We start from the raw sequence: 24524 nt of genomic DNA on the forward strand, positions 1-24524 counted from the left end.
GCTTTACGCGAAGATCTCCCGGTAGACCTTGGCGAGTTTGTCCGGGGCGTGGTGGAGGTCGCGGTCCTCGTCGGCGATGTCGGCGATCACCAGCTCGGCCCCGAGGGACTCCGCCGTACGGCGCAGCGACTCGGGGTCGGGCACGTGACCGGCGTCGGCGAGTACGACGTCGATCCGGAGATCCGGCGCGTGCGCGGCCAGGACCTCCAGGTGGGTCTCGGGTGAGAAGCCGTCGGTCTCGCCCTTCTGCTCTCCCAGGTTCAGCGTGAGGAGCCGGCGCGCGCCGGTCTGCTCGAGGCCGCGGCTCAGCTCGGGAACCAGCAGGTTCGGGATGACGGACGTGAACCACGAACCCGGCCCCACGACGACCCAGTCGGCTTCCGCGATCGCCACCAGGGCTTCGGGACAGGCCGGCGGGTCGGCAGGGTCGAGCGCGACGTCGACGACGTGTCCTTCCGTCGTCGCCACCTCGGCCTGACCGCGGATCTCCGTGATCACCTCCGGATGCGCCGGATCCAGCCCGAGCACCCGCGCAGTGATGTCCAGCGGTACGGCGGACATCGGCAGCACCCGGCCTTCCGCGCCGAGCAGCCGGCCGACCCAGTCGAGTCCGTCGACCGCCTCGCCGAGCAGCTCCCACAGCGCAACGATCAGCAGGTTGCCGACCGCGTGGTCGTGCAGTTCACCGTTGCTGCGGAAGCGATGCTGCAGTACGTCGGCCCACGTCCGGCCCCACTCGTCGTCACGACAGAGCGCGGCCAGCGCCATCCGCAGATCACCCGGCGGCAGTACGCCGAGCTCCTGGCGCAACCGCCCGGACGAGCCGCCGTTGTCGGCGACCGTGACGACCGCTGTCAGCTGATCGGTGACGTGCCGCAATGCGGAGAGAGAGGCGGCCAATCCGTGTCCCCCACCCAGCGCTACGACCCTAGGAGATCGCGTCACTCCCGCCCCAGGTCCCGGTGTACCACTAACGTCGGTGAGCCCTTCTCGCGCAGCCGGCGGGCGATCTCCTCGGCCATCGCGACGCTGCGGTGCTTACCCCCGGTGCAGCCGATCGCGACGGTGACGAAGCGCTTGCCCTCGTTCAGGTAGCCGGTCCGCAGGGTGTCCAGCACGTCCACGTAGTTCTGCAGGAACTGCTGGGCCAGCGGATGGCCGAGCACGAAGTCTGACACAGGCTTGTCCTGCCCGGTCATCGGGCGCAGGTCGGGCTGCCAGTACGGGTTCGGGATGAAGCGCATGTCGGCGACCACGTCGGCGTCCACCGGGATGCCGTACTTGAACCCGAACGACACCACGGTCGCCCGCAGCTCCGCGTTCTCCTCGTCGCCGAACGCGTTCACGATCTTCGCGGCGAGCTGGTGGATGTTCAGGCTCGACGTGTCGATCACCAGGTCGGCGCCGGCCCGGATGTCGCCGAGCAGCTCGCGCTCACGCTGGATGCCGTCGAGCAGCCGGCCCTCGCCCTGCAGCGGGTGCGGCCGGCGGACGCCCTCCTGCCGGCGCACGATGACGTCGTCGGACGCCTCCAGGAACAGCGTCAGCGGCCGGTACCCCTTCAGCCGCAGATCGTGGATCGCCGAGCTCAGCTCGCTGAAGAACAGCCCGGTCCGGACGTCGACGACGACCGCGAGCCGCGGCGCAGCGCCGGTCCCGACGACCTGCTCGACGAGCGTGGTCAGGAACATCGGCGGCAGGTTGTCCACCACGAACCAGCCGAGGTCCTCCAGTACGTCGGCGACGGAGCTCCGTCCCGCGCCCGACATACCGGACACGATGATGAGGTTGCCGCCCGTGTCGTCCATCAGTTCTCTGTTCTCCCTGGGTCCCCGTCGGCCAAGTCATTCGAACGCTGTCCGGCCGGCGCCGGGACGTCGTCCCCCAGTATCTCGCCTGTGGCCGTGTTCACCGACGGAGCGCGGCCGGTTTCCGCCTTCGTTGCGGCAGCGTTAACCGCGAGTACGACGGATTCCGCCGTACGGCGCCCGAAACCGGGCAGATCGGCCACCTCGTCGATCGTGGCCAGCCGCAACTTCTTCAGCGACCCGAAGTGCCGCAGCAGCGTCTTCCGCCGGACCTCACCGAGCCCCGGCACCTCGTCGAGGACACTCTCGACCATCGACTTCGACCGCCGGTTGCGGTGGTGCGTGATCGCGAACCGGTGCGCCTCGTCCCGGAGCCGCTGCAGCAGGTAGAGGCCTTCCGACGTCCGCGAGAAGATCACCGGGTCTTCCTCGTCCGGCAGCCACACCTCTTCCAGGCGCTTCGCCAGGCCGCAGACCGGGATGTCGCCGAGGCCGAGCTCGTCCATCGCCTGCCGGGCCGCCGCGACCTGCGGCGGACCGCCATCGACGACCACGAGTCCCGGTGCATAGGAGAACTTCCTGGCGCGCCCGGTCTCGGGGTCGATGAGGGCGCCGTTCGGATCCTCGTCGGCGGTCAGGGTGGCGCGCTCGTCCAGGAGCCGCTTGAACCGGCGGGTCAGCACCTCGGCGATCGAGGCGACGTCGTTCTGCCCGTCGACGCCCTTGATCACGAACCGCCGGTACTCGCTCTTCCGCGGCAGGCCGTCCTCGAAGACGACCATCGAGGCGACCACCTCGGTGCCCTGCAGGTTCGAGACGTCGTAGCACTCCAGCCGCAGCGGCGCCTCGGGCAGGTCGAGCGCAGCCTGGATCTCCTCGAGCGCCTGGTTGCGGGTCGTCAGGTCGCTGGCCCGCTTGGTCTTGTGCATCGTCAGCGTCTGCAGCGCGTTGCGCTCGACGGTCTCCATCAGCGCCTTCTTGTCGCCGCGCTGCGGGACCCGGATGTCCACCCGCGCGCCGCGCGTCGCCTCGAGCCACTCGGTCAGCGCGGCCGCGTCCTCGGGCATCGTCGGGACCAGGATCTCCCGCGGGATCGCGTCGGCAGAGTCCCCGGCGTACGTCTGCTGGATGAACCGGGACACCAGGTCGCCGGTGCTCGCCGTACCGTCGGCCTTGTCGGCGATGAAGCCGCGCTCACCGCGGATCCGGCCGCCGCGGACGTAGAAGATCTGGACCGCGACCTCGAGCGGGTCCTCGCTGAGCGCGATCACGTCGGTGTCGGTGCCGTCGCCGAGGACCACCGCGTTCTTGGCCAGCGCCTTCTCCAGGGCGGCCAGGTCGTCGCGGATCTTCGCAGCCCGCTCGTACTCGAGCTCGGCGGCCGCGGCCTGCATCTCCTTCTGCAGCCGACGCACGTACGTCGCGGTCTGGCCGGAGAGGAACGCGGCGAAATCGTCGACGATCTGCCGGTGCTCCTCCTGAGTCACCTGACCGGTGCAGGGCGCGGCGCACTTGCCGATGTACCCGAGCAGGCACGGCCGGCCGATCTGGCGGTGCCGGTTGAACACGCCCTTGCTGCACGAACGCATCGGGAACACCCGGAGCAGCAGGTCCACGGTCTCCCGGATCGCCCACGCGTGGCTGTACGGACCGAAGTACCGCACGCCCTTCTTCTTCTGACCCCGGCCGACCATCACCCGCGGATACTCCTCGTTGAGGGTGATCGCGAGCCACGGGTACGACTTGTCGTCGCGGTACTTCACGTTGAACCGCGGGTCGTACTCCTTGATCCAGGAGTACTCCAGCTGCAGCGACTCAACCTCGGTCGAGACCACCGTCCACTCGACCTTCGCGGCCGTCGTCACCATCGCCTGCGTGCGCGGGTGCAGGTTCACCAGGTCCTGGAAATACGACGACAGGCGGGCGCGCAGGTTCTTCGCCTTGCCGACGTAGATCACCCGGCCGCCGGAGTCGCTGAAACGGTAGACACCGGGCGAGTCGGGGATCGATCCCGGAGCGGGACGGTACGAGGACGGATCAGCCACTCAACCACCCTAGTTCGGGCCGCCGACAAACACCCCTCAGCACCCGCCGCCGAAGGCAGCCAGTGAGAAAAGTTTCTATTGCTGGTTCAATGACAGACTTGAAGGTATGAGAGTTGAAGAACTGGATCGACTGATTCGCGCGTACGACGGTGTCCGGGTGCTCGAGGCCCAGGACGACCTGTTCTATCTCTACGACCCGGCCGCCGACCTCCCACCGGAGCGACAGCAACCGTTCGCGACCATTGTCACCGGCGACCACTACGAGAAGGTGTCCCGGCTCGACGAACCCGGCTCCTGGCGTGTCAACCTCGGCCTCACCAAGACGACGTACACCTCGCTGTTCGGACCGGTGCCGACCGAGCGCGACGCCGACTGGGTGCTCGACTCGGGCCACGACTACGCCGCCCGTGATGTGTTGATGCCCCATCCGTTCTATGCCACTCAGCACTGGGTCGCGATCGTCGACCCGACCGGTCTGGACCAGCTGCTCCCGTTGATCCAGGAGGCGTACGACTTCGCGGCCCGCAAGTATTCCAACCACCAGGCGCGCCAAACCAGCTGAAGATTGCGGTCGTATTGCGGGTTTGCTCATAAGGCCGGTTTGACCCCCGGCTGGGATGGGCGCACTCCCTAGCGTGTGGACCAGGGTAGATGTGCAGGTCCTTTGCGTGAGGCAACAAGGCCTTGCGCTGACTCGAGGGAGTTCCGCCCATGTCCCCATTCCTTCGCAGACCACGCGCTGTACTCGGTGCGGTCGCTGCGTCCGCGCTCGCGGTCACCGGAATCGCCGTTACCGCGGCCGGCAGTGACGCGTCGCAAACCGCTCCCGTCACGATCCGCGGCGCCGGCAGCTCGAACGCCATCCCTGGCAGCTACATCGTCGTACTGGCCGGCCAGAACTCGCGGGCCCAGACCAGGGCCGCGACGCAGAGCCTGGCCACGAGCTACGACGTCAAGGTCCACAAGCAGTTCGACGCGTCGATCAAGGGCTTCTCCGCCGGCATGACCGAGGACCAGGCGAAGAAGCTGGCCGGTGACAAGCGGGTCGCGTTCGTCCAGCAGAACCAGAAGATCACGGTCAGCCAGGACGACCCGCCGTGGGGCCTGGACCGCGCCGACCAGCGCGACCTGCCGCTGGACAAGAAGTACGAGCCGTCGACCACCGCCGAGAACGTGAACGTCTACGTGATCGACACCGGGATCTACGCCGCCCACAAGGACTTCGGCGACCGCGCGTCGGTCGGCACCGACACCGTCGGCGACGGCCAGAACGGCGTCGACTGCATGGGTCACGGCAGCCACGTGGCCGGCACCATCGCGGGGACGACGTACGGCCTGGCCAAGGGCGCGAAGGTCGTCGGCGTCCGGGTGCTCGACTGCAAGGGCTCCGGCTCGACCGAGTCCGTCGTGGCCGGTATCGACTGGGTGACCAAGAACGCCAAGAAGCCGGCGGTCGCGAACATGAGCCTCGGCGGCGGCGCCGACGACGCCCTGGACGCGGCGGTCAAGGCCTCCGTCGCCTCCGGTGTCACCTATGCCGTTGCTGCCGGCAATGACAGCGCGGACGCCTGCCAGAGCTCCCCGGCCCGCGAGCCTTCGGCGATCACCGTCGGAGCCACCGACGACCAGGACAAGCGCGCGGACTTCTCGAACTTCGGCAAGTGCGTGGACCTGTTCGCGCCGGGCGTCGACATCACCTCGGTCGGCATCACCGACCCGGACGCCACCGCGAAGATGAGCGGTACGTCGATGGCGACGCCGCATGTCGCCGGCGGGGTCGCGCTGTACCTGGCGGACCACCCGGACGCTACGCCAGCCGACGTCGCCAAGGCGCTGGTCGACAACTCGACGGCGGACAAGGTCGGCGACCCGGGCACGGGCTCGCCGAACAAGCTGCTGTTCGTCGGGGCTTCCGACCAGTCCTGACAACTAGCTGAAGGCCCGGCCACCAGATTCCTCACCCCGGTGGCCGGGCCTTCGTACGTTGCGGTCAGGCCTCGACGATGTTGGTGCCGTCGACCTTCACATTCACGGCCGGCAGCGCCGTCTGCGCCGGGCCGCTGACCGGGCTGCCGTCGGTGATGCTGAAGTGGCTGTTGTGGAACGGACAGACGATCTGCCCGCCCTCCACCGAACCGATCGGGTTGCCCTGGTGCGTGCACACCGCGGAGAAGCCCTTGTACTGACCCGCGGTCGGCTGCGTCACCACGACCTTCGCGTCGGTGAACACCTTCCCGCCGCCGACCGGTACGTCGGACACCGGGCCCAGCACCGAACCGCCGCTCGCGGGCGCACTCGACGACGGCGCACTGGACGAGGCACTGCTACTCGCACTCGGCGCCGAGCTCGAGCCGCTGGCGGACGGCGTCGTACCGCCGCCCGCGGCGTCGTCGCCACCACCGCAGGCCGCGAGGAGCGGCGCGCTGGCACCCGCGAGCGCGACCATCGCCGCGCAGCGCAGCACCGTCCTCCGGTCGCGCAGACCGTCGGCCGCCTTGGCCGCCGGGTTGGCCTGCTGCGGGGTGGTAGGTGGTGCCATCGTGTCATCGCTCATGAATTTGGACCTCCAGGAGCCTGCTGATCGAAGTAGTTGAACGCTATATACCGAGTCAAACGACCGGATCGGCCGAACGGTTCAACCTGGTCGGGATTGAACCGCAGTTTGAAGGTTTGCTGTGAATCAGCTGGCAGTCCGCGTCAGGATCCCGACGACGCGGGCCGCGAGTTCCAGGACGGCACGCCGCGTCTCGGTCTCCAGTTCGCTCGAGTGCAGCGGCCAGGCGCCGGCGATGTGCGGGTCGTACGGCACGACGACCGGGTCCAGTCCGCGCTGCTGGAAGGCGTCACCCAGCCAACGGGCCGTGTCGGCGGTGGAGCTGTCGACCACGGTGATCGCGACGACGCCCCGGTTCAGCAGCACGTGCTGTCCGGCAGGCGCGAGCTGATCGAGCTGCTGCAGGCAGTACGCAGCGACGTGCGGCACCGACGGTACGACGAGGACCGTGCAGTGTCCGGTGTTCGCCATCTCGGTGGCGATCTCGTCGAACATGCTCCCCGGGCAGTCCACGACGGCGAGGCCGACATCACGCGCACCCTGGCTCTGCACCGCGGCGAGCGTCGACCGAAGCGCCGGAACGGTGGGGTCGCTGTGGACCAGAGTCGCGCCCTCGATCGCACCGGATCCGCGAGTCAGCTCGAGCCGTCGCGACAGCTCGGCACCGCTCGGATCCACGTCGACCGCAACCACCCGGTCCGCGCGTTGGGCCGCCAGCGTGGTCGCGAGCAGCGCCGTCACAGTCGACGTACCGCCGTTCACGACCAGGCTCGTCACCCCTACCCGGCGGGTGATCGCGATCGGCCGGCGACAGGTCGCGATCAGGTCCACGTCATGCTGCAGCCGCCCGGATCCGCCGATCAGGTACGCCGCCTCGGACGCGACCCGCCGAAACCGCTCGAACACCGACTCCCCACTGTCCCCCGCCGACCGCCTCCAAACCGCAGACGGCTGATCCCGCTGGTACGACGCCTGCGCCGGATGCTGCTTGTGCACAGGCGGCGGGTAGGACGGGTGCTGCTGCTGCTCGCCGGGCTGCTGACCTGCTTGTGGCTGGCCCTGGGGCTGACCTGGCGGTGCGGGTTGAGGGTGAGCGGGTGACGGCTCGCGCGGGGGTTGCTCAGGTTCCTGGGGCTGTTCAGGTGGTGCCGGCTGCCCGGACATCCGGCGCAGCATGTCCCCCTGCCAGTCAGATTCAGTCATCGCCCCGATCTCACGACTAAGGTTTCCCCGCTGGCCGGCCCCCGGCAAACGCAGGGGACCTGAAACGTACCGAATGGATGCCCGGCACACTTTAGTGGTGGGAGAGGCCTGGAGATGACTGGTACGACGAATGATTCGACGGTTCTGAAGGCGATCGCGGACCTGGCGCCGATGTGGATGCCGGGGTGCGTCGTCGACACCGCCGAACGGACGGTCGAGGTCGGCTGGGGCCGCGGCGCGTTGCAGATGTCGGCGGTCGTCGGACTCGGCGAGATCATCGATCGGTGCCGTCAGCTCCCGCAGCAGTTGTGGGCCGAGCAGATCGAGGCTTGGCTGCGCGCGGTGGTCGCGGAGGGCGAGCTGGCCACGGAGGAACATCGGTTCGGCGACGTCGCCGTACGTCAGCGCGCGATGCTGCTCCAGCGCGGCTGGTCGGCGCGCACCTCAGGTCCGGTGGCGGACGCGCTGATCCCGTTCGGCGACCATTTCGAGGTCGTGGTGTTCGTCGGTACCGGTGCGGACTACCGCCGGCTGACCGTCGTACGGCGCTCCATGCTCGGGCTCGGCGATCCCGACGTACCGTCGCCGGTGCAGTTGACGCTCGAACACATCTCGGACCTGCGGCCGGTCGAGCATGACGGCTTCTCGGTGCTCACGCGGGACGACGACCCGCTCGTGTCGATGGCGATCGTGGACCGCGAGAAGTTGTTGCCCCAGGCGTCCATCGGGCTGGGCGTGCTGGTCGGCGTACCGGGGTTGAGCACCGTCGCGTTCTGCGCCGCCGATGCAGGACAGCAGGCCGCGAACCGGTTGGCGCAGTACGTCGCCGACACCTATCGCGATGCGCCGGATCAGTGCAGCCCCGACCTGTACTGGTTACAGGGCGACCGCATGGTTCAGGTGCCGGTCACGCTCGCGAAGCCGCCGGCAGTCATGCTGCCGGCGGCGTTGCTGCCGTCACCGCGCCGCACCTGGGTCCGGCACCTCTGGCAGCAACTCTTCCGCCGCTGAGCCTGGTCAGCCGGCGACGCGCTTCCTGGCTGCCGTCTTCTTCGCGGGCGTCACCTTCTGCGCCGTCTTCTTGGCCACCGTCTTCTTCGCGGCTGTCTTCTTGGCGACCGTCTTCTTCGCGACTGCCTTCTTGGCCGGTGCCGAGTTCACGGGTGCTGACTTGGCGGCGGCCTTCTTGGCGCTCGGCTTGGCGGCGCGGCCTGCGAGGATCTCGGCGAGGAACTGCCCGGTGTACGACGCGGGGTTCGCCGCGACCTCCTCCGGCGTACCTTCGGCAACCAAAGTCCCGCCGCGACGTCCGCCGTCAGGTCCGAGGTCGATCAGCCAGTCAGCAGTCTTGATGACGTCGAGGTTGTGCTCGATAACCAGCACCGAGTTGCCCTTGTCCACCAGGCCGCTCAGCACGCCGAGCAGCTTGCGGATGTCCTCGAAGTGCAGACCGGTCGTCGGCTCGTCCAGCACGTAGACCGTACGACCCGTCGACCTCCGCTGCAGCTCGGACGCCAGCTTGACCCGCTGCGCCTCACCGCCGGACAGCGTCGGCGCCGGCTGCCCGAGCCGGACGTACCCGAGGCCGACCTCGACGAGCGTCTTCAGGTGCCGCGAGATCGCCGGGATCGCCGCGAAGAACTCGGACGCCTCCTCGATCGGCATGTCCAGGACGTCCGCGACGGTCTTGCTCTTGTAGTGCACCTCGAGCGTCTCGCGGTTGTACCGGGCGCCGTGGCACACCTCGCACGGCACGTACACGTCCGGCAGGAAGTTCATCTCGATCTTCAGCGTGCCGTCACCCGAGCAGGCCTCGCAGCGGCCGCCCTTGACGTTGAACGAGAAGCGGCCCTGCTGATACCCGCGGACCTTCGCCTCGGGCGTGTCCGCGAACAGCTTGCGGACGTGGTCCCACACGCCGGTGTACGTCGCCGGGTTGGACCGCGGCGTCCGGCCGATCGGCGACTGGTCGACGTGGATGACCTTGTCGACGAGCTCCATCCCGGAGATCTTCGTGTGCCGGCCGGGCACCGCACGGGCGCCGTAGATCTGCCGCGCCAGCGACGTGTAGAGGATGTCGTTCACCAGCGTGGACTTGCCCGAGCCGGACACCCCGGTGACCGCGACGAACACCCCGAGCGGGATGGTGACGTCGAGGTCCTGCAGGTTGTTCTGACGCGCGCCGTACACGGTCAGCTCGCGGCCCTCGGTGAGCGGCCGCCGGACCTCCGGGATCGGGATCTCCCGGCGGCCGGAGATGTAGGCGCCGGTGATCGAGTCCGGGTGGTTGCGCAGGTCCTCGACGGTGCCGGAGACGACCACCTGGCCGCCGTGCTCACCGGCGCCCGGGCCGATGTCCACGACCCAGTCCGCGTGGTCGATGGTGTCCTCGTCGTGCTCGACGACGATCAGCGTGTTGCCGAGGTCCTTGAGCCGGACCAGCGTCTCGATCAGCCGCCGGTTGTCCCGCTGGTGCAGGCCGATCGACGGCTCGTCGAGCACATAAAGTACGCCGACCAGACCCGAACCGATCTGCGTCGCCAACCGGATCCGCTGCGCCTCGCCGCCGGACAGCGAACCCGCCGGGCGGCTCAGCGCCAGGTAGTCCAGGCCGACGTCGAGCAGGAACCGCAGGCGCTCGCCGATCTCCTTGACCACGCGCTCCGCGATCTGCTTCTCCCGCGGGCTCAGCTCCATCTGGGTCAGGAACCCGTGCACCTCGTCGATCGACATCGCGCTGATCTCCGCGATGTTCTTCCCGCCGAGGGTGACCGCGAGCGAGATCGGCTTCAGCCGCGCGCCGTTGCAGGCCAGGCACGGCACCTCGCGCATGTACTCCTCGAAGCGCTCCCGACCGGTGTCGCTCGACGCCTCCGCGTGCCGCCGCTCGACGTACGGGATGACGCCTTCGAAGCTCGTGTAGTACGACCGCTCGCGGCCGTAGCGGTTCTGGTACGAGACGTGGACCTGCTTGTCGTGGCCGGTGAGCAGCGCCTTCTTCGCCTTCGCCGGCAGCTCACCGAACGGCGTGCTGGTCTTGAACTTCAGGTCCTTCGCCAGCGCGTCCAGCAACCGCTCGAAGTACTGCGAGACGTTCTGCCCCGCCCACGGCTGGATCGCGCCCTCGTCGAGCGACTTCGACGGGTCCGGAACCAGCAGCTCCGGGTCGACCTCCATCCGGGTCCCGAGACCGGCGCACACCGGGCAGGCGCCGTACGGCGAGTTGAACGAGAACGACCGCGGCTCGAGCTCGTCGATCGCGAGCGGGTGATCGTTCGGGCAGGCGAGCTTCTCGGAGAACCGGCGCTCGCGGTGCGGGTCGTCCTCCGGGAGGTCGACGAAGTCCAGCACGAGCAGCCCGCTGGCCAGACCGAGCGCGGTCTCGACCGAGTCGGTGAGCCGCTGCTTGGCCGAGCTCTTCACCGCGAGCCGGTCGACGACGACCTCGATGTCGTGCTTCTTCTGCTTGTCGAGCTTCGGCGGGTCGGTGAGCTGGATCGTCTCGCCGTCGACCCGCGCCCGGGACAAGCCCTGACCGGTCAGCTGGCGGAAGAGGTCCAGGTACTCCCCCTTGCGGCCGCGGACGACCGGAGCGAGCACCTGGAACCGGGTGCCCTCCTCCAGCTCGAGCACGCGGTCGACGATCTGCTGCGGAGTCTGGCGCGCGATCGCCTCGCCGCACTCCGGGCAGTGCGGGCGCCCGGCCCGGGCGAACAGCAGCCGGAGGTAGTCGTACACCTCGGTGATCGTGCCGACCGTGGATCGCGGGTTCCGCGAGGTGGACTTCTGGTCGATCGAGACCGCGGGCGACAGGCCCTCGATGAAGTCGACGTCCGGCTTGTCCATCTGGCCGAGGAACTGGCGTGCGTACGCCGACAGCGACTCGACGTACCGCCGCTGGCCCTCAGCGAAGATCGTGTCGAAGGCCAGGCTGGACTTCCCGGACCCGGAGAGGCCGGTGAAGACGATCATGGCGTCCCGCGGCAGGTCGACCGAGACGTCTTTCAGGTTGTGCTCACGCGCTCCGCGCACGATCAGACGGTCAGACACAAGCTCACTCTCAGCCGTTCTCGAGGGGGTTCCAGGTGGATCTCTGACTTGCCCGGTCATGCTAACGAGGCCCACCGACAAAAACTTCCGCCGCCGGATCCGCGCGGCGTTTCGAAAGTATATTCGATCGCGACGGGTGGTCGCTGCACCGGTGGTCCGGAGGTGCGAGGATCGGCGTGTCACCGAGATCAGGGAGAGGCGAGATGCCGGAGTACCACGGGAACGTGAAGGTCGGCGGGGCGGCGCAGACCCACGAGCTGGCCCGCTTGATGATCACCAAGGTCGCGGTCGGGCCGATGGACAACAACGCGTACCTGCTGCGCTGCCGGCAGACCGACGAGCAGGTGCTGATCGACGCCGCGAACGAAGCGGACACGCTGCTCCGGCTGATCGGTGACGGCGGCCTCGCGCGGGTGATCACCACGCACCGCCACCAGGACCACTGGGAGGCCCTGGCCGCGGTCGTCGCCCGCACCGGCGCCACCACGGTCGCCGGCCGGTACGACGCCGAGGGCATCCCGGTCCCCACCGACCAACTCGCCGACGACGGCGACCACATCGCCGTCGGCCAGTGCAGCCTCCGCGTCATCCACCTCGTCGGCCACACCCCCGGCTCGATCGCCCTGCTGTACGACGACCCGGACGGCGCACCGCACCTCTTCACGGGTGACTCGCTGTTCCCGGGCGGCGTCGGCAACACCCAGGGCGACGCCGAGCGCTTCACCTCACTCCTGAACGACGTCGAATCCAAACTCTTCGCCGACCTCCCCGACGAAACCTGGGTCTACCCAGGCCACGGCTCCGACACCACCCTCGGCACCGAACGCCCCAACCTCCCGGAGTGGCGCGCGCGGGGCTGGTAGTCAGGGATTCAGGTACACCATGGCGTAACGCCAGGTCCCGTCCGGAGTACGTCGTACGACGCTGACAGCCGCCCGGCTCAGGATCAGGGCGATCGCCCGCACCTGGAGTACCGTCCGCGGATCAGCGACGTACCTGTGCTGGTGATTCCACAGTTCGATCACGAGGCGCTCGATCTCGTCCCGGCCCTGCGCGGGGCCGCACCCCGCCGGCTGCAGCACTGCCTCCGGTTCGAAGAGCTGTGCGAGCGCCTCGTGATCGTGCAGGACGAACGCGTCCTCGAGCATCACCTCGAGCTCCTCCGGCGTGCGGGCCACGGCTATCAGGCAACCTAGAAGATCAGCTGGTGACGCTCGGCAACCGGCATCGTCGCCTCGAAGTCGACCTCACAGCCGAACTGCGCGGCAAGCGCCGGGAGCGTCTCCGGGTCGTACTCGCCACCGGGCTCAGCGAGCTTGCGGAACAGTTGCTCGATACCACCGGGTGCGATCATCTCGAGGATCCGCAGCGTGCCGTCACCCGCGTTCCAGAACGTGTGCCACTGACCACGCGGCTTGAACACCAGCGTGCCCGCGTCTGCGAACACCTCCTCGTCGCCGAGCAGGACACCGAGCCGGCCTTCGAGGACGAAGCTGTACTCGTCCTCGAGCGTGTGCAGATGCACCGGTGCGGCCAGCACGTGCGGCGCGAGCACCTGCTCCACCAGAGCGAACCCACCGCCGGTGAGCGCACCGTCGATCAGGTAACGGTCACTCCGTGTCCCCTCCGGGTCAGTGGTGATCTCACCCTCGCCCGGTCCGAGCATTCTTACTTCAGTCATGGCCCCTCCTCAGTGGATCGGATGAGCCTGAAGCTACGAGCGCCAGCGCCGGATGCCCATTCCAGAAATGTGGTATCCACAGCCCCCGGCACATCGCCGTACCTTGGTGGTGTGGGCGGGTATGCCAAGGAGCGTGCGAGCGACCGGATCGCGGCACTGACGCGACGAGGGCTCGACCTCGTCACGCTCTGGCGGGAGTCGGCCGATGCCATCTGCAGCGCGGTCCCGTACTACCAAGCGCCGTGCTGGTACACGCTGGATCCGGCATCGTTGCTGGTGACGAGCCACTTCAACGAGGGCATGCCGGAGCTCCCGTACGAATGGCTCGCACAGGAGTACTACGAGGACGACGTCAACAAGCTCGCCGATGTCGCCCGGTCGGCGCGGGGCATCTCGACGCTCCACGAAGCCACCGGCGGTAACCCGGCCGCCAGCCCGCGCTGGCACCAGAACATGACGATGGGCGGCGACCAGGAACTGATCGTCTGCCTGCGCACCAGGTCCGGCGACGTGTGGGGCGCGCTCGGGCTGTACCGCGAACCAGGCCAACCGATCTTCGACGACGCGGACCTGTTGTTCCTTCGGAAGATCGCACCCGTCCTGGCGGCTGGTGCCCGCAATTCGCTGCTTCTCGGTGAGGCAACCGATCCGGAGGGCAGCGATGCGCCCGGGCTGATCGTTGTCACCAGCACCTGGGAGATCGAGTCGGCGACCCCCGGCGTCGAACGCTGGATCCGTGAGCTGCCCGATGGGGACTGGGACGCAGGGCGCTTGCCCTCAGCCGTACTGGCCGTCGCCGGCCAGGCTCTGCGTACGGCGACGCACCCGGATACCGGCGAGGTCGCCGTCTCCCGGGTGATGACCCGATCAGGTCGATGGGTAGTGCTGCACGGGACGTCGCTGGTGTCGTCGAGTTCACGCCGGGTCGCGGTGATCGTCGAGCCCGCTCACCCTGGACGCATCGCTCCGCTGCTCATGTCGGCGTACGGACTGACTGCACGCGAGCAGGAGGTCACCCGGCTGGTCCTCCAGGGGAACTCGACCACCGACATCGCCGAGCAGCTCGTCGTCGCGACACACACGGTCCAGCAACACCTGAAGAGCGTGTTCGACAAGACCGGGGTGCGTAGCCGGCGCGACTTGGTCGGCAAGATCTTCTTCGCCCACTACGAACCTCGCGTCCGCGACAACGAAGGTCGCCTGACCGACGGCCGTCCGTTCCGCGGCGGTCCGCTAGAGCCGTGAGCAGGCTGCCTCTACCTGCTCGACGATCTTCGCGGCGCCGACCGATTCGGCCAGGGTGGCTGCTTCATCTGCCAGTGTGCGGGCGTCGTCGGGGCGACCTTGGGCGACTGCGAGGTAGATGAGGCCGACCAGGTTGGCGGCAACACCAGCGGTGAAGCCGACGGTACGGCGGAGCTCCGTCGACTCCTCGAGCAGCGCGCGGTCCGCGTCGGGCAGGCCGTCGTATTCGCCGTTGAAGACCGCCCGCTCGTACAGTTCGTCGACCTGCCGCATCAGTTCGTCCACCCGGCCGATCCTAGGATGAGCGCATGACCGGCTTCGCGGAGTATCGGCCCGGCGCCGCCCGGCAGACAGCCGACGTCCTGGTGCGCCCAGCCGCGGAAGCGGATCTCACGACCTGCGCCGAACTGATCGTGACGCGCACCGGCGGGCCGGTCGACGAGCGCCGAAGCCGGCTCGAGGCCGACCTCCAGAACCCCGATCGCTACACGGCGGTCGCGGAGATCGGTGGTGCAGTCGTCGGGTACGGCGCGGTGATCCGGCACCAGATCTCCCCCACCGACCCGCCCACCACAGCTCCGGACGGGTACTACCTGATCGGACTGATCGTCTCGAACGAGTGGCGCCGCCACGGCATCGGCGACCTCCTCACCCAGGACCGCATCCGCTGGACCACCGAGCGCGCCGACGAGATCTACACCTTCGTCAATCTCTCCAACGGCGCCATTCTCGACCTCACCCGCCGCTTCGGGTTCAGCGAAGTCACCCGCGACTTCACCTTCCCGAACGCGCCCCTCAAACCCGGCACCTGCGTCCTGCTCCGCGCCGAGCTCAATCGGTGAGTTCGGCCGGATAGGCGATCACGTCCACGAGCGCGTTGTTCCGGATCGCGGTGATCTCGGTACGGCGCGCGATCGCGTCCTCGAACAACTGACGCTGCAAGGACTGGGCATCCCGAAGCTGTACGCCGTTCACGGCCAGGACGAGATCGCCCTGCCGTAAACCCGCTGCCGCCGCCGGGCTGGCCGGGATGACCTCGACGACCCGCAGCGCCGTGCGCTGATCGAACCGTTCCACGAGTGCCGGATGCAGCGGCGCGGGCTTGGTCACGAGCCCGAGGTACGCGCGCCGCACGCGACCGTCGTGCAGCAGCGAGTAGATGATGCGGCGCGTGGTCTGGTTGACCGGCACCGCCAGACCGAGCCCGATCCCGGCGACCGCGGTGTTGATCCCGATCACCCGCCCGTTGCCGTCGGCAAGCGCCCCGCCGGAGTTGCCCGGGTTCAGCGCGGCATCGGTCTGGATCACGTCCTCGATGATGCGCTGAGCCGAGCCGCTGCGCACCGGCAACGAGCGACCCAGCGCACTCACCACACCGGCCGTCACGCTCCCCGCCAGACCGAGCGGATTGCCGACGGCAACCACCAGGTTCCCGACCTTCAGCACGTCCGCGTCGCCGTACTCGGGCGGATCAGGGATCTCCCGGTCGGACCGCAGTACGGCGAGATCGGACAGCCGGTCCACCCCGACCACCCGGGCCTGCGCCGTCGTACCGTCCGCGAACTCGGCCGACGCCTCGACACCGTCGCCGACCACGTGCGCGTTCGTGAGCAGATGCCCGTCGCCGGTCAGGACGACGGCGGAGCCGGACGAGTCGCCGCGCCGGCTGTGGATCCGCAGGCTCGCGACCCGCGGGATCAGGTGTGCGGCCACGCCCGAGACCACTCGGGAGTAGGCATCCAGTACGTCGTCCCCGGCAATCTCGTCCGCCATCGCTCTCGCCTCCTGAATTACATCATTACACTGCAGGCAACCGCGTGAAGCGGACCACAAAACTGACCGATCGGTTGAAAACTGGCCGATCGGTCAGTCATGATGCATGACATGGCAGTTACCACCCCCGCCCGGGAGCGGACCAGGCGTGAAATCGTGCGCCAGGCGATGGTCCTGTTCCAGGCCGGCGGCTACAACGCGACGTCACTGCAGGACATCGCGACCGCGGCCGGCTGCTCGAAGGCGACCGTGCTGTACCACTTCAGCGGCAAGCCCGCCGTCCTCGCCGCCGTCCTCGAACCCGCCGCGGCCGATCTCGCCGAGCTGGTCGCCGCCGCGGCCGAGCTCCCCCGCGCGGCCGCGCAGGACCTCGCGATCAGCTCCTTCATCGACCTCGCGGTCGTGCACCGCGGGGTCGTCGACGTGCTCCAGGACATCATTCCGGTGATCGAGCAGATGCCCGAGATCTCCCAACTCGTCGCCGACGGCATCCGGATGACGGAGTACATGGCCGGGTCCGACGACCCGCTCGAGAAGGACCTGGCGAAGTTCGCCATCAACGGCCTCCTCGGCGAGTGCCGGCACGCGCACGAACGCACCGACGACGACCTCCGAAGACTCTGCGACATCGCCCTGCGGAGAATCCTCCGCCGCGCCTGAGCAGCAAACCCCGACTCCCCCGCCGCCACGGGGCGATCACTTCTGCCCGTACGCCGTACCTGACACCGAAACGGACCCCGATGGCCAACCTCCTGTACCGGCTCGGCCGGTTCTCCTACCAGCGCCGGCGCCTGGTCGCCGCACTGTGGGCGCTGTTCCTCGTCGTCCTCGGTGTCGGTGCGCTGACGCTCGGCGGCAAGACCGCGAACACGTTCTCGATCCCGGGCACCGAGTCGCAGCGTGCGCTCGACGCGCTCAAGCAGGAACTGCCGGCCGCCAGCGGCGCGTCCGCCACGGTCGTCGTAAAGGCGCCCGACGGCAAGACGCTCGCCGACCCGACCGTGAAGGCCGCCGTCGGCGCCACCGTCGCCAAGGTCGCGAAGGTGCCCGAGGTGATCGCGGCGATCGACCCGTTCACCAGCAAGGCGATCAGCCCGGACGGTACGACGGGGTTGATCAGCGTCCAGTTCGACAAGCCGGCCGACGAACTGTCCCACGAGAGCAGCGACGGGTACGACGGACTGAGCGGACTCAGCTCGGGTGATCTCCAGGTGGTACCGGGCGGGCAGATCAAGGCCGGAGTCCCGGAGATCGGTGCGACCGAGGTGCTCGGTGTCGCGGTCGCGGCCGTCGTCCTGGTCGTCACGTTCGGATCGCTGGTCGCGGCCGGCATGACGATGGTGACGGCGCTCCTCGGCGTACTGGCCGGGATGGCCGGGCTGTTCATCGTGACCGCGTTCACCGACGTGTCGTCGACGGCGCCGATCCTGGCGCTGATGCTCGGGCTCGCGGTGGGGATCGACTACTCGCTGTTCATCAGCTCGCGACATCGGTCGCAGCTGGGCGAAGGCATGGATCCGGAGGAGTCCGTCGCGCGAGCGACCGCGACGGCCGGGTCTGCGGTGCTGTTCGCCGGCGCTACCGTCGTGATCGCGCTCGCCGGGTTGTCCGTGGTCGGCGTACCATTCCTGACCGCGATGGGCCTGGCCGCGGCGGCGACCGTGCTGACCGCCGTACTGGTGGCATTGACGTTGCTGCCGGCGCTGCTCGGGTTCGTGGGCAACCGGGTGCTGCCGCGGAAGCTGCGGAAAGCTCCCACCGAGGCTGTTCAGAAGGAGGGCTTCGGTTTCCGGTGGGGCCGGCTGGTGACGCGGCTGCGGGTGCCGATCGTTGCTGTTGGCATCATCGGGCTGGGCTTGCTCGCGATCCCGGCGAAGGACATGCAGCTCGCATTGCCGGACGGCGCTTCGGCGGCGGCCGGGAGCAACCAGCGGGTCGCGTACGACCTGACGGCCGCGGCGTTCGGGCCGGGCGCCAACGGGCCGCTCATCGTTGTTGTGAAGAGCAACGACGCGGCGACGTCCACCGCGCTGGTGCAGCAGGTGCTCGGTAAGACGCAGGGTCTTCCGGACGTGGTCGCGGCGCAGCCGGCCGCGGCGAGTCAGGACGGTACGACGCGGTTGCTGCAGGTGATCCCTCGCAGCGGGCCGGCGAGTGAGGAGACCGCCGATCTGGTGAAGAACCTGCGGTCCGCGGTGCAGCCGCTCGCCACGGGCGACGCGAGTATCTCCGTGACCGGGAACACGGCGGTCGGGGTCGATGTGTCGAACAAGTTGTCCAACGCGTTGCCGACGTACCTGTTCGTCGTGATCGGGCTGTCGTTCCTGCTGTTGCTGCTCGCGTTTCGGTCGGTGTTGGTGCCGTTGAAGGCGACGCTCGGGTTCGTGCTGACGATCGGGGCGACGTTCGGGATCACGATCGCGGTGTTCCAGGAAGGGCATCTCGCGAGCCTGGTCGGGATCGACTCCCCCGGTCCGCTGGTGAGCTTCCTGCCGATCATCATGATGGGCATCCTGTTCGGGCTGGCGATGGACTACGAGGTGTTCATCGTGTCCCGGGTGCGGGAGGAGTTCATACACGGCCGGCACGCGAACGACGCAACCGTCCAAGGCCTCGGCCACGGCGCCCGCGTCGTCACCGCCGCCGCCCTGATCATGGCGTCCGTCTTCGCCGGCTTTATCCTCGTCGAGGACCCGATCATCAAGGCCATCGGCTTCGGCCTCACCATCGGCGTCCTGATCGACGCCTTCGTAGTCCGCATGACCCTGGTCCCCGCCATCCTCAGCCTCCTCGGCGACCGAGCCTGGTGGTTCCCGAAGTGGCTAGACCGCCTGACGCCCCGGGTAGACATCGAAGGCGAAAGCCTCCGGGTCGACGAGACCCCGGAACCCAAGGAACTCGCGAGCATACGCTGACACCCGCCGTGGGGCGTCGGCGTCTGCAGACGCCCCACTACGCAGCAAACTCGACGCATCACCCACCCGGTACTGCGCATACGTGTCCGCGTAGATGGACACCCGACCGGCCACTACAGAGCTCGGGATGACATACAGGCTGCCGTTACCAAGGACGATGAAGAACAGGTCGATGTCGTCAGGGTCGTACGGCATCTTCGTGGCCGACTTGTCCAGCACGTAGGGCCGGCGTCCGATCCCGACCGGCCAGTGGCCGTCTCGGCCCGGGCGTTCCGAGCTCTTGACCTGGACACGTTGGATCCCGTTCGTCGTGGTCACCAGCAGGTCGTACACCTCGGGCGCCATCGGCAAGGCAACAGCACAACCGTGAAGCGTGAACCACGCCATCGCGAGTGCTGGAGCCGCGGCCCGCAGCATCTCTGGACGCTCAGGCAGCTTCAGCGGCTCGGCTGCCGGGCGCGGCGAGTCAGACGGCCTGAGGGCTGTGCAGTCCAGCCCCAAGCGCATCGCGTGTCCCTTGATCCGAACGCGGGACTCGGCGCCGTCGCTGACTCCCAGCCCGGCGAACACATCCGCCCAACAGGTCGCGTCACGCATCACCTCACGCAGCTTCCGGTCGGACCACTGCCGTTGACCGGTGAAGTGCGCCGTGTCGAGCGCGAGCCGCTCGGCATGCTTCTTGAGTGCCCGCACAGTCCCTGCGGACGTCCCCTTCAATCCCAGTGCGCGAGCAGCGCCGCGCCACGAATGGTTCTCTACCACCGCCACGCGGAGGTCGTCGTCGGTCCAGGTTCGTCTGTCACCCCAGGTCGTCATGGGGCAAACATAGAGAGGGGCACCGACAGAATCGGTGCCCCTCGAATGTCGGGCTGACAGGATTTGAACCTGCGGTCTTCTGGCCCCCAGCCAGACGCGTTACCAAACTACGCCACAGCCCGATGGACGCTCCGAAGAGCGGGCCGGGGTAAACCTTACCTCATCCGATCGGGTGGTTCGGACCGGGTTCGGTCAGCGTTTCTTGTTCTTTTGGCGGGCTCGGATTTGGACGTGGACGGGGCTGCCGACGAAGCCGAAGTCCTCGCGGAGGCGGCGTTCGATGAAGCGCTGGTAGGACGCTTCGATCTGGCCGGAGGTGAAGATGGCGAAGGTCGGGGGCATCGTGGTGGCCTGGGTGCCGAACAGGATCTTCGGCTGCTTGCCGGAGCGGACCGGGTGCGGATGGGCGGCGACCAGGCGGCCGAGGAAGGCGTTGAGCTGTCCGGTCGGGACGCGGGTCTGCCAGCCTTCCAGCGCGGCCTCGATGGCGGGCACCAGCCTGTCCATGTGCCAGCCGGTGAGCGCGCTGATGTTCACCCGCGGCGCCCAGCGGAACTGCACCAGGTCGCGGTCGATCTCGCGCTCCAGGTAGTAGCGCCGCTCCTCATCCATCAGGTCCCACTTGTTGTACGCGATCACCAGCGCCTTGCCGGCTTCCTCGACCGCGTTCATGATCCGCAGGTCCTGCTCCGTGAGCGACTCGGAGGCGTCGATCACGACGACCACGACCTCGGCCCGCTCGATCGCGGCGTTGGTCCGCAGCGAGGCGTAGTACTCGTGCCCCTGGACGTTCTTCACCTTGCGCCGGATGCCCGCGGTGTCGATGAACCGCCACTCCTGGCCGCCGAGCGTGATCAGTTCGTCGACCGGGTCCACCGTCGTACCGGCGACGTCGCTGACGACGACCCGGTCCTCCTTGGCGACCTTGTTGAGCAGCGAGGACTTTCCCACGTTCGGCTTGCCGACGATCGCGACCCGGCGCGGTCCGCCGAGCTCGCCGTCGCGCTCGGCCGGTGCCTCCGGAAGCGCCTCGAGTACGGCGTCCAGCAGGTCGCCCGTACCGCGGCCGTGCATCCCGGACACCGGGTACGGCTCGCCGATGCCGAGGCTCCACAGGTTCATCGCCTCGGACTCGATCCGCTGGTCGTCGACCTTGTTCGCGGCCAGAACGACGGGCTTGCCAGACTTCCGCAGCACCCGGACGACCGCCTCGTCCGCGTCCGTGATACCGACCACGGCGTCGACCACGAACAGCACCGCGTCGGCGGCGTTGATCGCGACCTCCGCCTGGGCGGCGACCAGGGCGGCCATACCGACCGCGTCCGGGTCCCAGCCGCCGGTGTCGACGACCGTGAACTCGCGGCCGGCCCAGTTGGCGTCGTACGACACGCGGTCCCGGGTCACGCCCGGGGTGTCCTCGACGACCGCCTCGCGGCGGCCGATGATGCGGTTGACCAGCGTGGACTTGCCCACGTTCGGCCGCCCGACGATCGCGAGCACGGGCAGCGGCCCGGTGTCTTCGCGGTCATGCGTCGGTGCTTCGGTGGGCAGGTCAGTCATCAGGGTCCTTCTGGTCTCGCCAGCCCGGAAGCGGGTGGCCGGTTTCGTCGACGGCCGCCTTCACGTGGGCGCGCAGCACGTCGCCGATGTGGTCGGTGACCGCCTGTACGTCGGAATGTCTCCTGGGAAAGGGTACGCGCTCGACGGAGAAGGGCTCGCCATACACCACGTCGATGCGGCTCCCGGCCGGCGGGAAGCCCTCCACGTCACCCCCGGGCAGCCGCGTCCCCATCAGCGCGACGGGCAGGATCGGGGCCCCGGTCACCATCGCCAGGTAGGCCACGCCGGTCCGGATCCGGCTGAAATCGCCCGGGCCGCGGGTGCCCTCCGGGTAGATGTTCAGCACCCGGCCGTCCCGCAGTACCTGGATCGACTGCCGGACCGCGAGCACGTCGTACGTCGACCGGTCGACCGGGATCTGGCCGACTCGGCGCAGGAACGCCCCCTGGAGACCGCCGAACACCTCGATCTTGCCGAGCTGGTGCAGCATCCGCGGCGCGATCGCCCCGAGCAGCGGCCCGTCCAGCAGACTCAGGTGGTTCGGGGCCATCAGCAGCGGACCGGTCAGCGGGAACCGGTTCTCGTGGAGCACGGTCAGGCGGTACTTGCGGCGGAAGTACGGCCTGGCGACTCTCCGCAACGGGAGCGCCATCCGATAAGGCAGTGCAGGCAGATCGTCAGTGCGGGGCAGGTCCTTGTGCCCGGTGACTTCAGCCGTCATAGCTCCCGACCTTGAGGGACGGTCTCCTTGGCGAGCCTGCTGATCACGTCGACGACCTCCTCCAGGGTCAGATGGGTGGAGTCGACGGTGACCGCGCCGTCGGAGGCAACCAGGAACTCCGAAACGGTGGAGTCGTCGGCGTCGCGGCGGACGATCTGGTCCCGGAGTTGCTCGGCCGTCACCGAACCGGACCCGAGCTCGGCTGCGCGCCGGGACATCCGGGCGTCCTGGTCGGCGGTCAGGTGGACCTTGAGCTCGGCGTCGGTGGCAACAACGGTGGCGATGTCGCGGCCCTCGACCACGATCCCGCCGCTCGGCTGCGCGTCGTCGATGATCTCCCGCTGGCGCCGGACCAGCTCCTTGCGGACGTCCAGGTTGGTGGCGATCTTCGACACCACCTCGCTGATCCGCGGCTCCCGGATCGCGGCCGTGACGTCGGTCCCGTCGGCGATCACGAACTGGTTGCCGGGGTCGGTGCTGACCTCCAGCACGAGCTCCCGCGCACGCTGCGCGACTGCGGCCGTGTCGTCCAGGTCCAGCCCGCGCTCGACGGCCGACCAGGTCACCGCACGGTACGTCGCACCGGTGTCCAGGTACCGCAGACCGAGACGGGAGGCCACTCCGCGCGCAGTGCTCGACTTACCGGAGCCGCTCGGCCCGTCAACAGCGATGATCATGCCCCGAAGGTTACCTTCGCCCGGGGACAGTCAGCGGTGCACTACCCACCCGCGTTCCGTCAGTACGTCGACCAGCTGGTCGACGGAGGCGGGCTTGACGGCGAGTTCGACCTCGCCGACCGGGCGGCCGGGGCTGTGGTCGATGCGGAGGTCTTCGACGTTGGCGCCGGACTCGGCGGCGTCCGCGAACAAGCGGGCCAGCTGGCCGGGGCGGTCCGGGATCGTGACGAGGACCGTGACCAGGTCGATGTGTGGCGTACCGTGCTTGCCCGGGACGCGGACCGCGCCGGATACGCCCTGGCCGAGGATCGCGGTCAGCTCGTCGCCCGCCTCTTCCTTGCCGAGGGCAACGAGCAGCCGGTCGAGCTCGCCGCGGATCTGCTCCAGCAGGCCGGTCAGCGCGGTCGAGTTCGCGGACACGATCTGGGTCCACAGCCGCGGGTCGCCGGCCGCGATCCGGGTCACGTCGCGGACGCCCTGACCGGACAGCTCGAGATGCGAGGACGGCGCGTCCGCCAACGTGCCGGCGGCGAGGGCCGACATCAGGTGCGGAAGGTGCGACACCCGGGCGACACCGAGGTCGTGGTCCTCCACCGACAGCTCCACCGTCCGCGCACCACAGGCCTCGGCGAGCCGTCGTACGAGATCAACTGCTTCCGGCGCACTCGTCGCGTGCGGGGTGATCGCCCAGGTCGCGCCGTCGAACAGGTCCGCGCGCGCCGCCAGCGGGCCGTTGCGCTCGGAGCCGGCCATCGGGTGACTGCCCACGTACCGGCTGACGTCATCGGTCAGGCCGCGCGCGTCGGCGAGCGGCTTCGACTTCACACTGGCCGCGTCGGTGACGATCGCTCGAGTCTGCTGCAACTGCTCCGCGACGACTGCGCCGACATGGTCCGGCGGTACGGCGACCACAACCAGCTGCGGCTCGATCTCGACCAGCCGCGAGCCGGCACCGATCCGCTCGGCCATCAGCGCGTTGTCCGGGTTCCCGTCGACGAGCTCCACGACCACACCGAGCCGCGCCAGCGCGAGGCCGATCGACGTACCGATCAGCCCCGTGCCGACGATCCGAACCGGACCGCGCAACTCACTCACTGGGCGCCGGTCAGGTCCGGGCGGAGCGCGACCGCTCCGTGCAGGTACACGTGCTGGATCTTGTCCCGGGCCCGCGGCGTCTCGGTGTGCACCATCAGCCGCACCACCCGCGGCAGCGCATGCGGCACCGGGATCTCCTGCATGCACATCAGCGGTACGTCGGTCAGCCCGATCTGCCGGCCCGCGACCGCGGGAAACTCCGAACGCAGGTCCGACGTGACGGTGAACAGGATGCTGATCAGGTCCTCGTTCTCCAGATCATTCGCCTCCAGGACCGCCTTCACCAGCTCCGCGGACCGCTCGAGCAGGTGCTCGCGCTCGTCCACGTCCAGCTGGGTGGCACCCCGGATCGCCCGTACCGCCACGTCCGCCTCCTTAGAT

At 68.7% G+C, this 24524-nt stretch carries 24 protein-coding genes and 1 tRNA gene; 8 read left to right on the forward strand and 17 right to left on the reverse strand.

Translation table 11 applies throughout. The features are described 5' to 3' along the window. Positions 1-3: 3 nt before the first annotated feature. Genes ACLJOO_RS42205 through uvrC form a run of 3 tightly spaced genes read right to left on the reverse strand, consistent with a single transcriptional unit; the run spans position 4 to position 3853 of the window. Positions 4-945 (reverse strand): gluconeogenesis factor YvcK family protein, encoded by a 942-nt coding sequence (locus tag ACLJOO_RS42205; RefSeq protein WP_410793945.1) that lies wholly within the window; start codon positions 943-945, stop codon positions 4-6. After that, complete coding sequence (rapZ, locus tag ACLJOO_RS42210) at positions 942-1808, reverse strand: RNase adapter RapZ (RefSeq protein ID WP_410793947.1); 867 nt, start codon at positions 1806-1808, stop codon at positions 942-944. Before rapZ ends, ACLJOO_RS42205 begins: the two co-directional genes overlap by 4 nt. Beyond that, a complete protein-coding gene (gene uvrC / locus ACLJOO_RS42215) occupies positions 1808-3853 on the reverse strand; it encodes an excinuclease ABC subunit UvrC (protein WP_410793948.1) in 2046 nt (681 codons plus the stop codon). Before uvrC ends, rapZ begins: the two co-directional genes overlap by 1 nt. 106 nt (positions 3854-3959) lie before the next feature. Here uvrC and ACLJOO_RS42220 point away from each other — a divergent pair, with 106 nt between their 5' ends. Together ACLJOO_RS42220 and ACLJOO_RS42225 are read left to right on the forward strand one after the other, a co-directional pair. Next, positions 3960-4415 carry a DUF6194 family protein gene (locus tag ACLJOO_RS42220; protein ID WP_410793950.1) on the forward strand — a complete coding sequence of 152 codons (456 nt, stop codon included), beginning with the start codon at positions 3960-3962 and terminating at the stop codon, positions 4413-4415. Between the two features lie 149 nt (positions 4416-4564). After that, positions 4565-5779, forward strand: coding sequence for a S8 family peptidase (locus ACLJOO_RS42225; protein WP_410793952.1), 1215 nt, complete (start codon positions 4565-4567; stop codon positions 5777-5779). A 64-nt stretch (positions 5780-5843) separates the two neighbouring features. Here the strand turns inward: ACLJOO_RS42225 and ACLJOO_RS42230 are convergent, their stop codons facing one another. Beyond that, positions 5844-6407 carry a Rieske (2Fe-2S) protein gene (locus ACLJOO_RS42230; protein WP_410793954.1) on the reverse strand — a complete coding sequence of 188 codons (564 nt, stop codon included), beginning with the start codon at positions 6405-6407 and terminating at the stop codon, positions 5844-5846. A gap of 126 nt (positions 6408-6533) precedes the next feature. Continuing rightward, the gene (locus ACLJOO_RS42235; protein ID WP_410793956.1) at positions 6534-7610 is read right to left on the reverse strand and encodes a MinD/ParA family protein; all 1077 of its coding nucleotides are present in this window, start codon (positions 7608-7610) and stop codon (positions 6534-6536) included. A gap of 114 nt (positions 7611-7724) precedes the next feature. Between ACLJOO_RS42235 and ACLJOO_RS42240 the strand changes: the two genes are divergently transcribed. Then, complete coding sequence (locus tag ACLJOO_RS42240) at positions 7725-8621, forward strand: hypothetical protein (protein WP_410793957.1); 897 nt, start codon at positions 7725-7727, stop codon at positions 8619-8621. Positions 8622-8627: 6 nt separating this feature from the next. Here ACLJOO_RS42240 and uvrA read toward each other — a convergent pair whose 3' ends face one another. Next, positions 8628-11660: an excinuclease ABC subunit UvrA gene (uvrA, locus tag ACLJOO_RS42245; RefSeq protein ID WP_410793959.1), complete on the reverse strand. Its 3033-nt coding sequence runs from the start codon at positions 11658-11660 to the stop codon at positions 8628-8630. Between the two features lie 203 nt (positions 11661-11863). On the opposite strand from uvrA, the gene ACLJOO_RS42250 reads away from it, so the two are divergent. Next, on the forward strand, positions 11864-12523 hold the full coding sequence (locus ACLJOO_RS42250) for an MBL fold metallo-hydrolase (RefSeq protein WP_410793961.1): 660 nt from the start codon (positions 11864-11866) through the stop codon (positions 12521-12523). Here ACLJOO_RS42250 and ACLJOO_RS42255 read toward each other — a convergent pair whose 3' ends face one another. Further along, positions 12524-12838 carry a hypothetical protein gene (locus tag ACLJOO_RS42255; RefSeq protein ID WP_410793962.1) on the reverse strand — a complete coding sequence of 105 codons (315 nt, stop codon included), beginning with the start codon at positions 12836-12838 and terminating at the stop codon, positions 12524-12526. Between the two features lie 14 nt (positions 12839-12852). Next, complete coding sequence (locus tag ACLJOO_RS42260; RefSeq protein ID WP_410793964.1) at positions 12853-13341, reverse strand: cupin domain-containing protein; 489 nt, start codon at positions 13339-13341, stop codon at positions 12853-12855. A gap of 111 nt (positions 13342-13452) precedes the next feature. On the opposite strand from ACLJOO_RS42260, the gene ACLJOO_RS42265 reads away from it, so the two are divergent. Continuing rightward, positions 13453-14586 (forward strand): LuxR C-terminal-related transcriptional regulator, encoded by a 1134-nt coding sequence (locus ACLJOO_RS42265; RefSeq protein WP_410793966.1) that lies wholly within the window; start codon positions 13453-13455, stop codon positions 14584-14586. Here the strand turns inward: ACLJOO_RS42265 and ACLJOO_RS42270 are convergent. Continuing rightward, on the reverse strand, positions 14575-14871 hold the full coding sequence (locus ACLJOO_RS42270) for a hypothetical protein (protein ID WP_410793967.1): 297 nt from the start codon (positions 14869-14871) through the stop codon (positions 14575-14577). The two genes, ACLJOO_RS42265 and ACLJOO_RS42270, sit on opposite strands and share 12 nt — an antisense overlap. A 23-nt stretch (positions 14872-14894) precedes the next feature. Between ACLJOO_RS42270 and ACLJOO_RS42275 the strand changes: the two genes are divergently transcribed. Further along, on the forward strand, positions 14895-15428 hold the full coding sequence (locus ACLJOO_RS42275; protein ID WP_410793969.1) for a GNAT family N-acetyltransferase: 534 nt from the start codon (positions 14895-14897) through the stop codon (positions 15426-15428). Here ACLJOO_RS42275 and ACLJOO_RS42280 read toward each other — a convergent pair. Beyond that, positions 15418-16359 (reverse strand): S1C family serine protease, encoded by a 942-nt coding sequence (locus tag ACLJOO_RS42280; RefSeq protein WP_410793970.1) that lies wholly within the window; start codon positions 16357-16359, stop codon positions 15418-15420. The genes ACLJOO_RS42275 and ACLJOO_RS42280 overlap by 11 nt on opposite strands. Positions 16360-16470: 111 nt before the next feature. Here ACLJOO_RS42280 and ACLJOO_RS42285 point away from each other — a divergent pair, with 111 nt between their 5' ends. Next, positions 16471-17019, forward strand: coding sequence for a TetR/AcrR family transcriptional regulator (locus ACLJOO_RS42285; RefSeq protein ID WP_410793971.1), 549 nt, complete (start codon positions 16471-16473; stop codon positions 17017-17019). A gap of 80 nt (positions 17020-17099) precedes the next feature. Continuing rightward, a complete protein-coding gene (locus tag ACLJOO_RS42290; protein ID WP_410793973.1) occupies positions 17100-19274 on the forward strand; it encodes an MMPL family transporter in 2175 nt (724 codons plus the stop codon). Here ACLJOO_RS42290 and ACLJOO_RS42295 read toward each other — a convergent pair. From ACLJOO_RS42295 to aroH, 7 genes are all read right to left on the reverse strand, one after another. Continuing rightward, the gene (locus ACLJOO_RS42295; protein WP_410793974.1) at positions 19182-20090 is read right to left on the reverse strand and encodes a group I intron-associated PD-(D/E)XK endonuclease; all 909 of its coding nucleotides are present in this window, start codon (positions 20088-20090) and stop codon (positions 19182-19184) included. The two genes, ACLJOO_RS42290 and ACLJOO_RS42295, sit on opposite strands and share 93 nt — an antisense overlap. A 48-nt stretch (positions 20091-20138) precedes the next feature. Next, positions 20139-20212: transfer RNA gene (locus tag ACLJOO_RS42300), tRNA-Pro, on the reverse strand. 70 nt (positions 20213-20282) lie between these two features. Further along, positions 20283-21650 carry a ribosome biogenesis GTPase Der gene (gene der / locus ACLJOO_RS42305; protein WP_410793976.1) on the reverse strand — a complete coding sequence of 456 codons (1368 nt, stop codon included), beginning with the start codon at positions 21648-21650 and terminating at the stop codon, positions 20283-20285. Further along, positions 21643-22371 carry a lysophospholipid acyltransferase family protein gene (locus ACLJOO_RS42310; RefSeq protein ID WP_410793977.1) on the reverse strand — a complete coding sequence of 243 codons (729 nt, stop codon included), beginning with the start codon at positions 22369-22371 and terminating at the stop codon, positions 21643-21645. Before ACLJOO_RS42310 ends, der begins: the two co-directional genes overlap by 8 nt. Next, positions 22368-23048 carry a (d)CMP kinase gene (gene cmk, locus ACLJOO_RS42315; RefSeq protein ID WP_410793978.1) on the reverse strand — a complete coding sequence of 227 codons (681 nt, stop codon included), beginning with the start codon at positions 23046-23048 and terminating at the stop codon, positions 22368-22370. The genes ACLJOO_RS42310 and cmk overlap by 4 nt, the downstream gene beginning before the upstream one ends. A 30-nt stretch (positions 23049-23078) precedes the next feature. Then, a complete protein-coding gene (locus ACLJOO_RS42320; RefSeq protein WP_410793980.1) occupies positions 23079-24143 on the reverse strand; it encodes a prephenate dehydrogenase in 1065 nt (354 codons plus the stop codon). Next, a complete protein-coding gene (gene aroH, locus ACLJOO_RS42325; RefSeq protein WP_167211054.1) occupies positions 24140-24508 on the reverse strand; it encodes a chorismate mutase in 369 nt (122 codons plus the stop codon). Before aroH ends, ACLJOO_RS42320 begins: the two co-directional genes overlap by 4 nt. Between the last annotated feature and the right edge of the window lie 16 nt (positions 24509-24524).

This window comes from Kribbella sp. C-35 (genome assembly GCF_046549195.1).
Lineage (GTDB): Bacteria > Actinomycetota > Actinomycetes > Propionibacteriales > Kribbellaceae > Kribbella.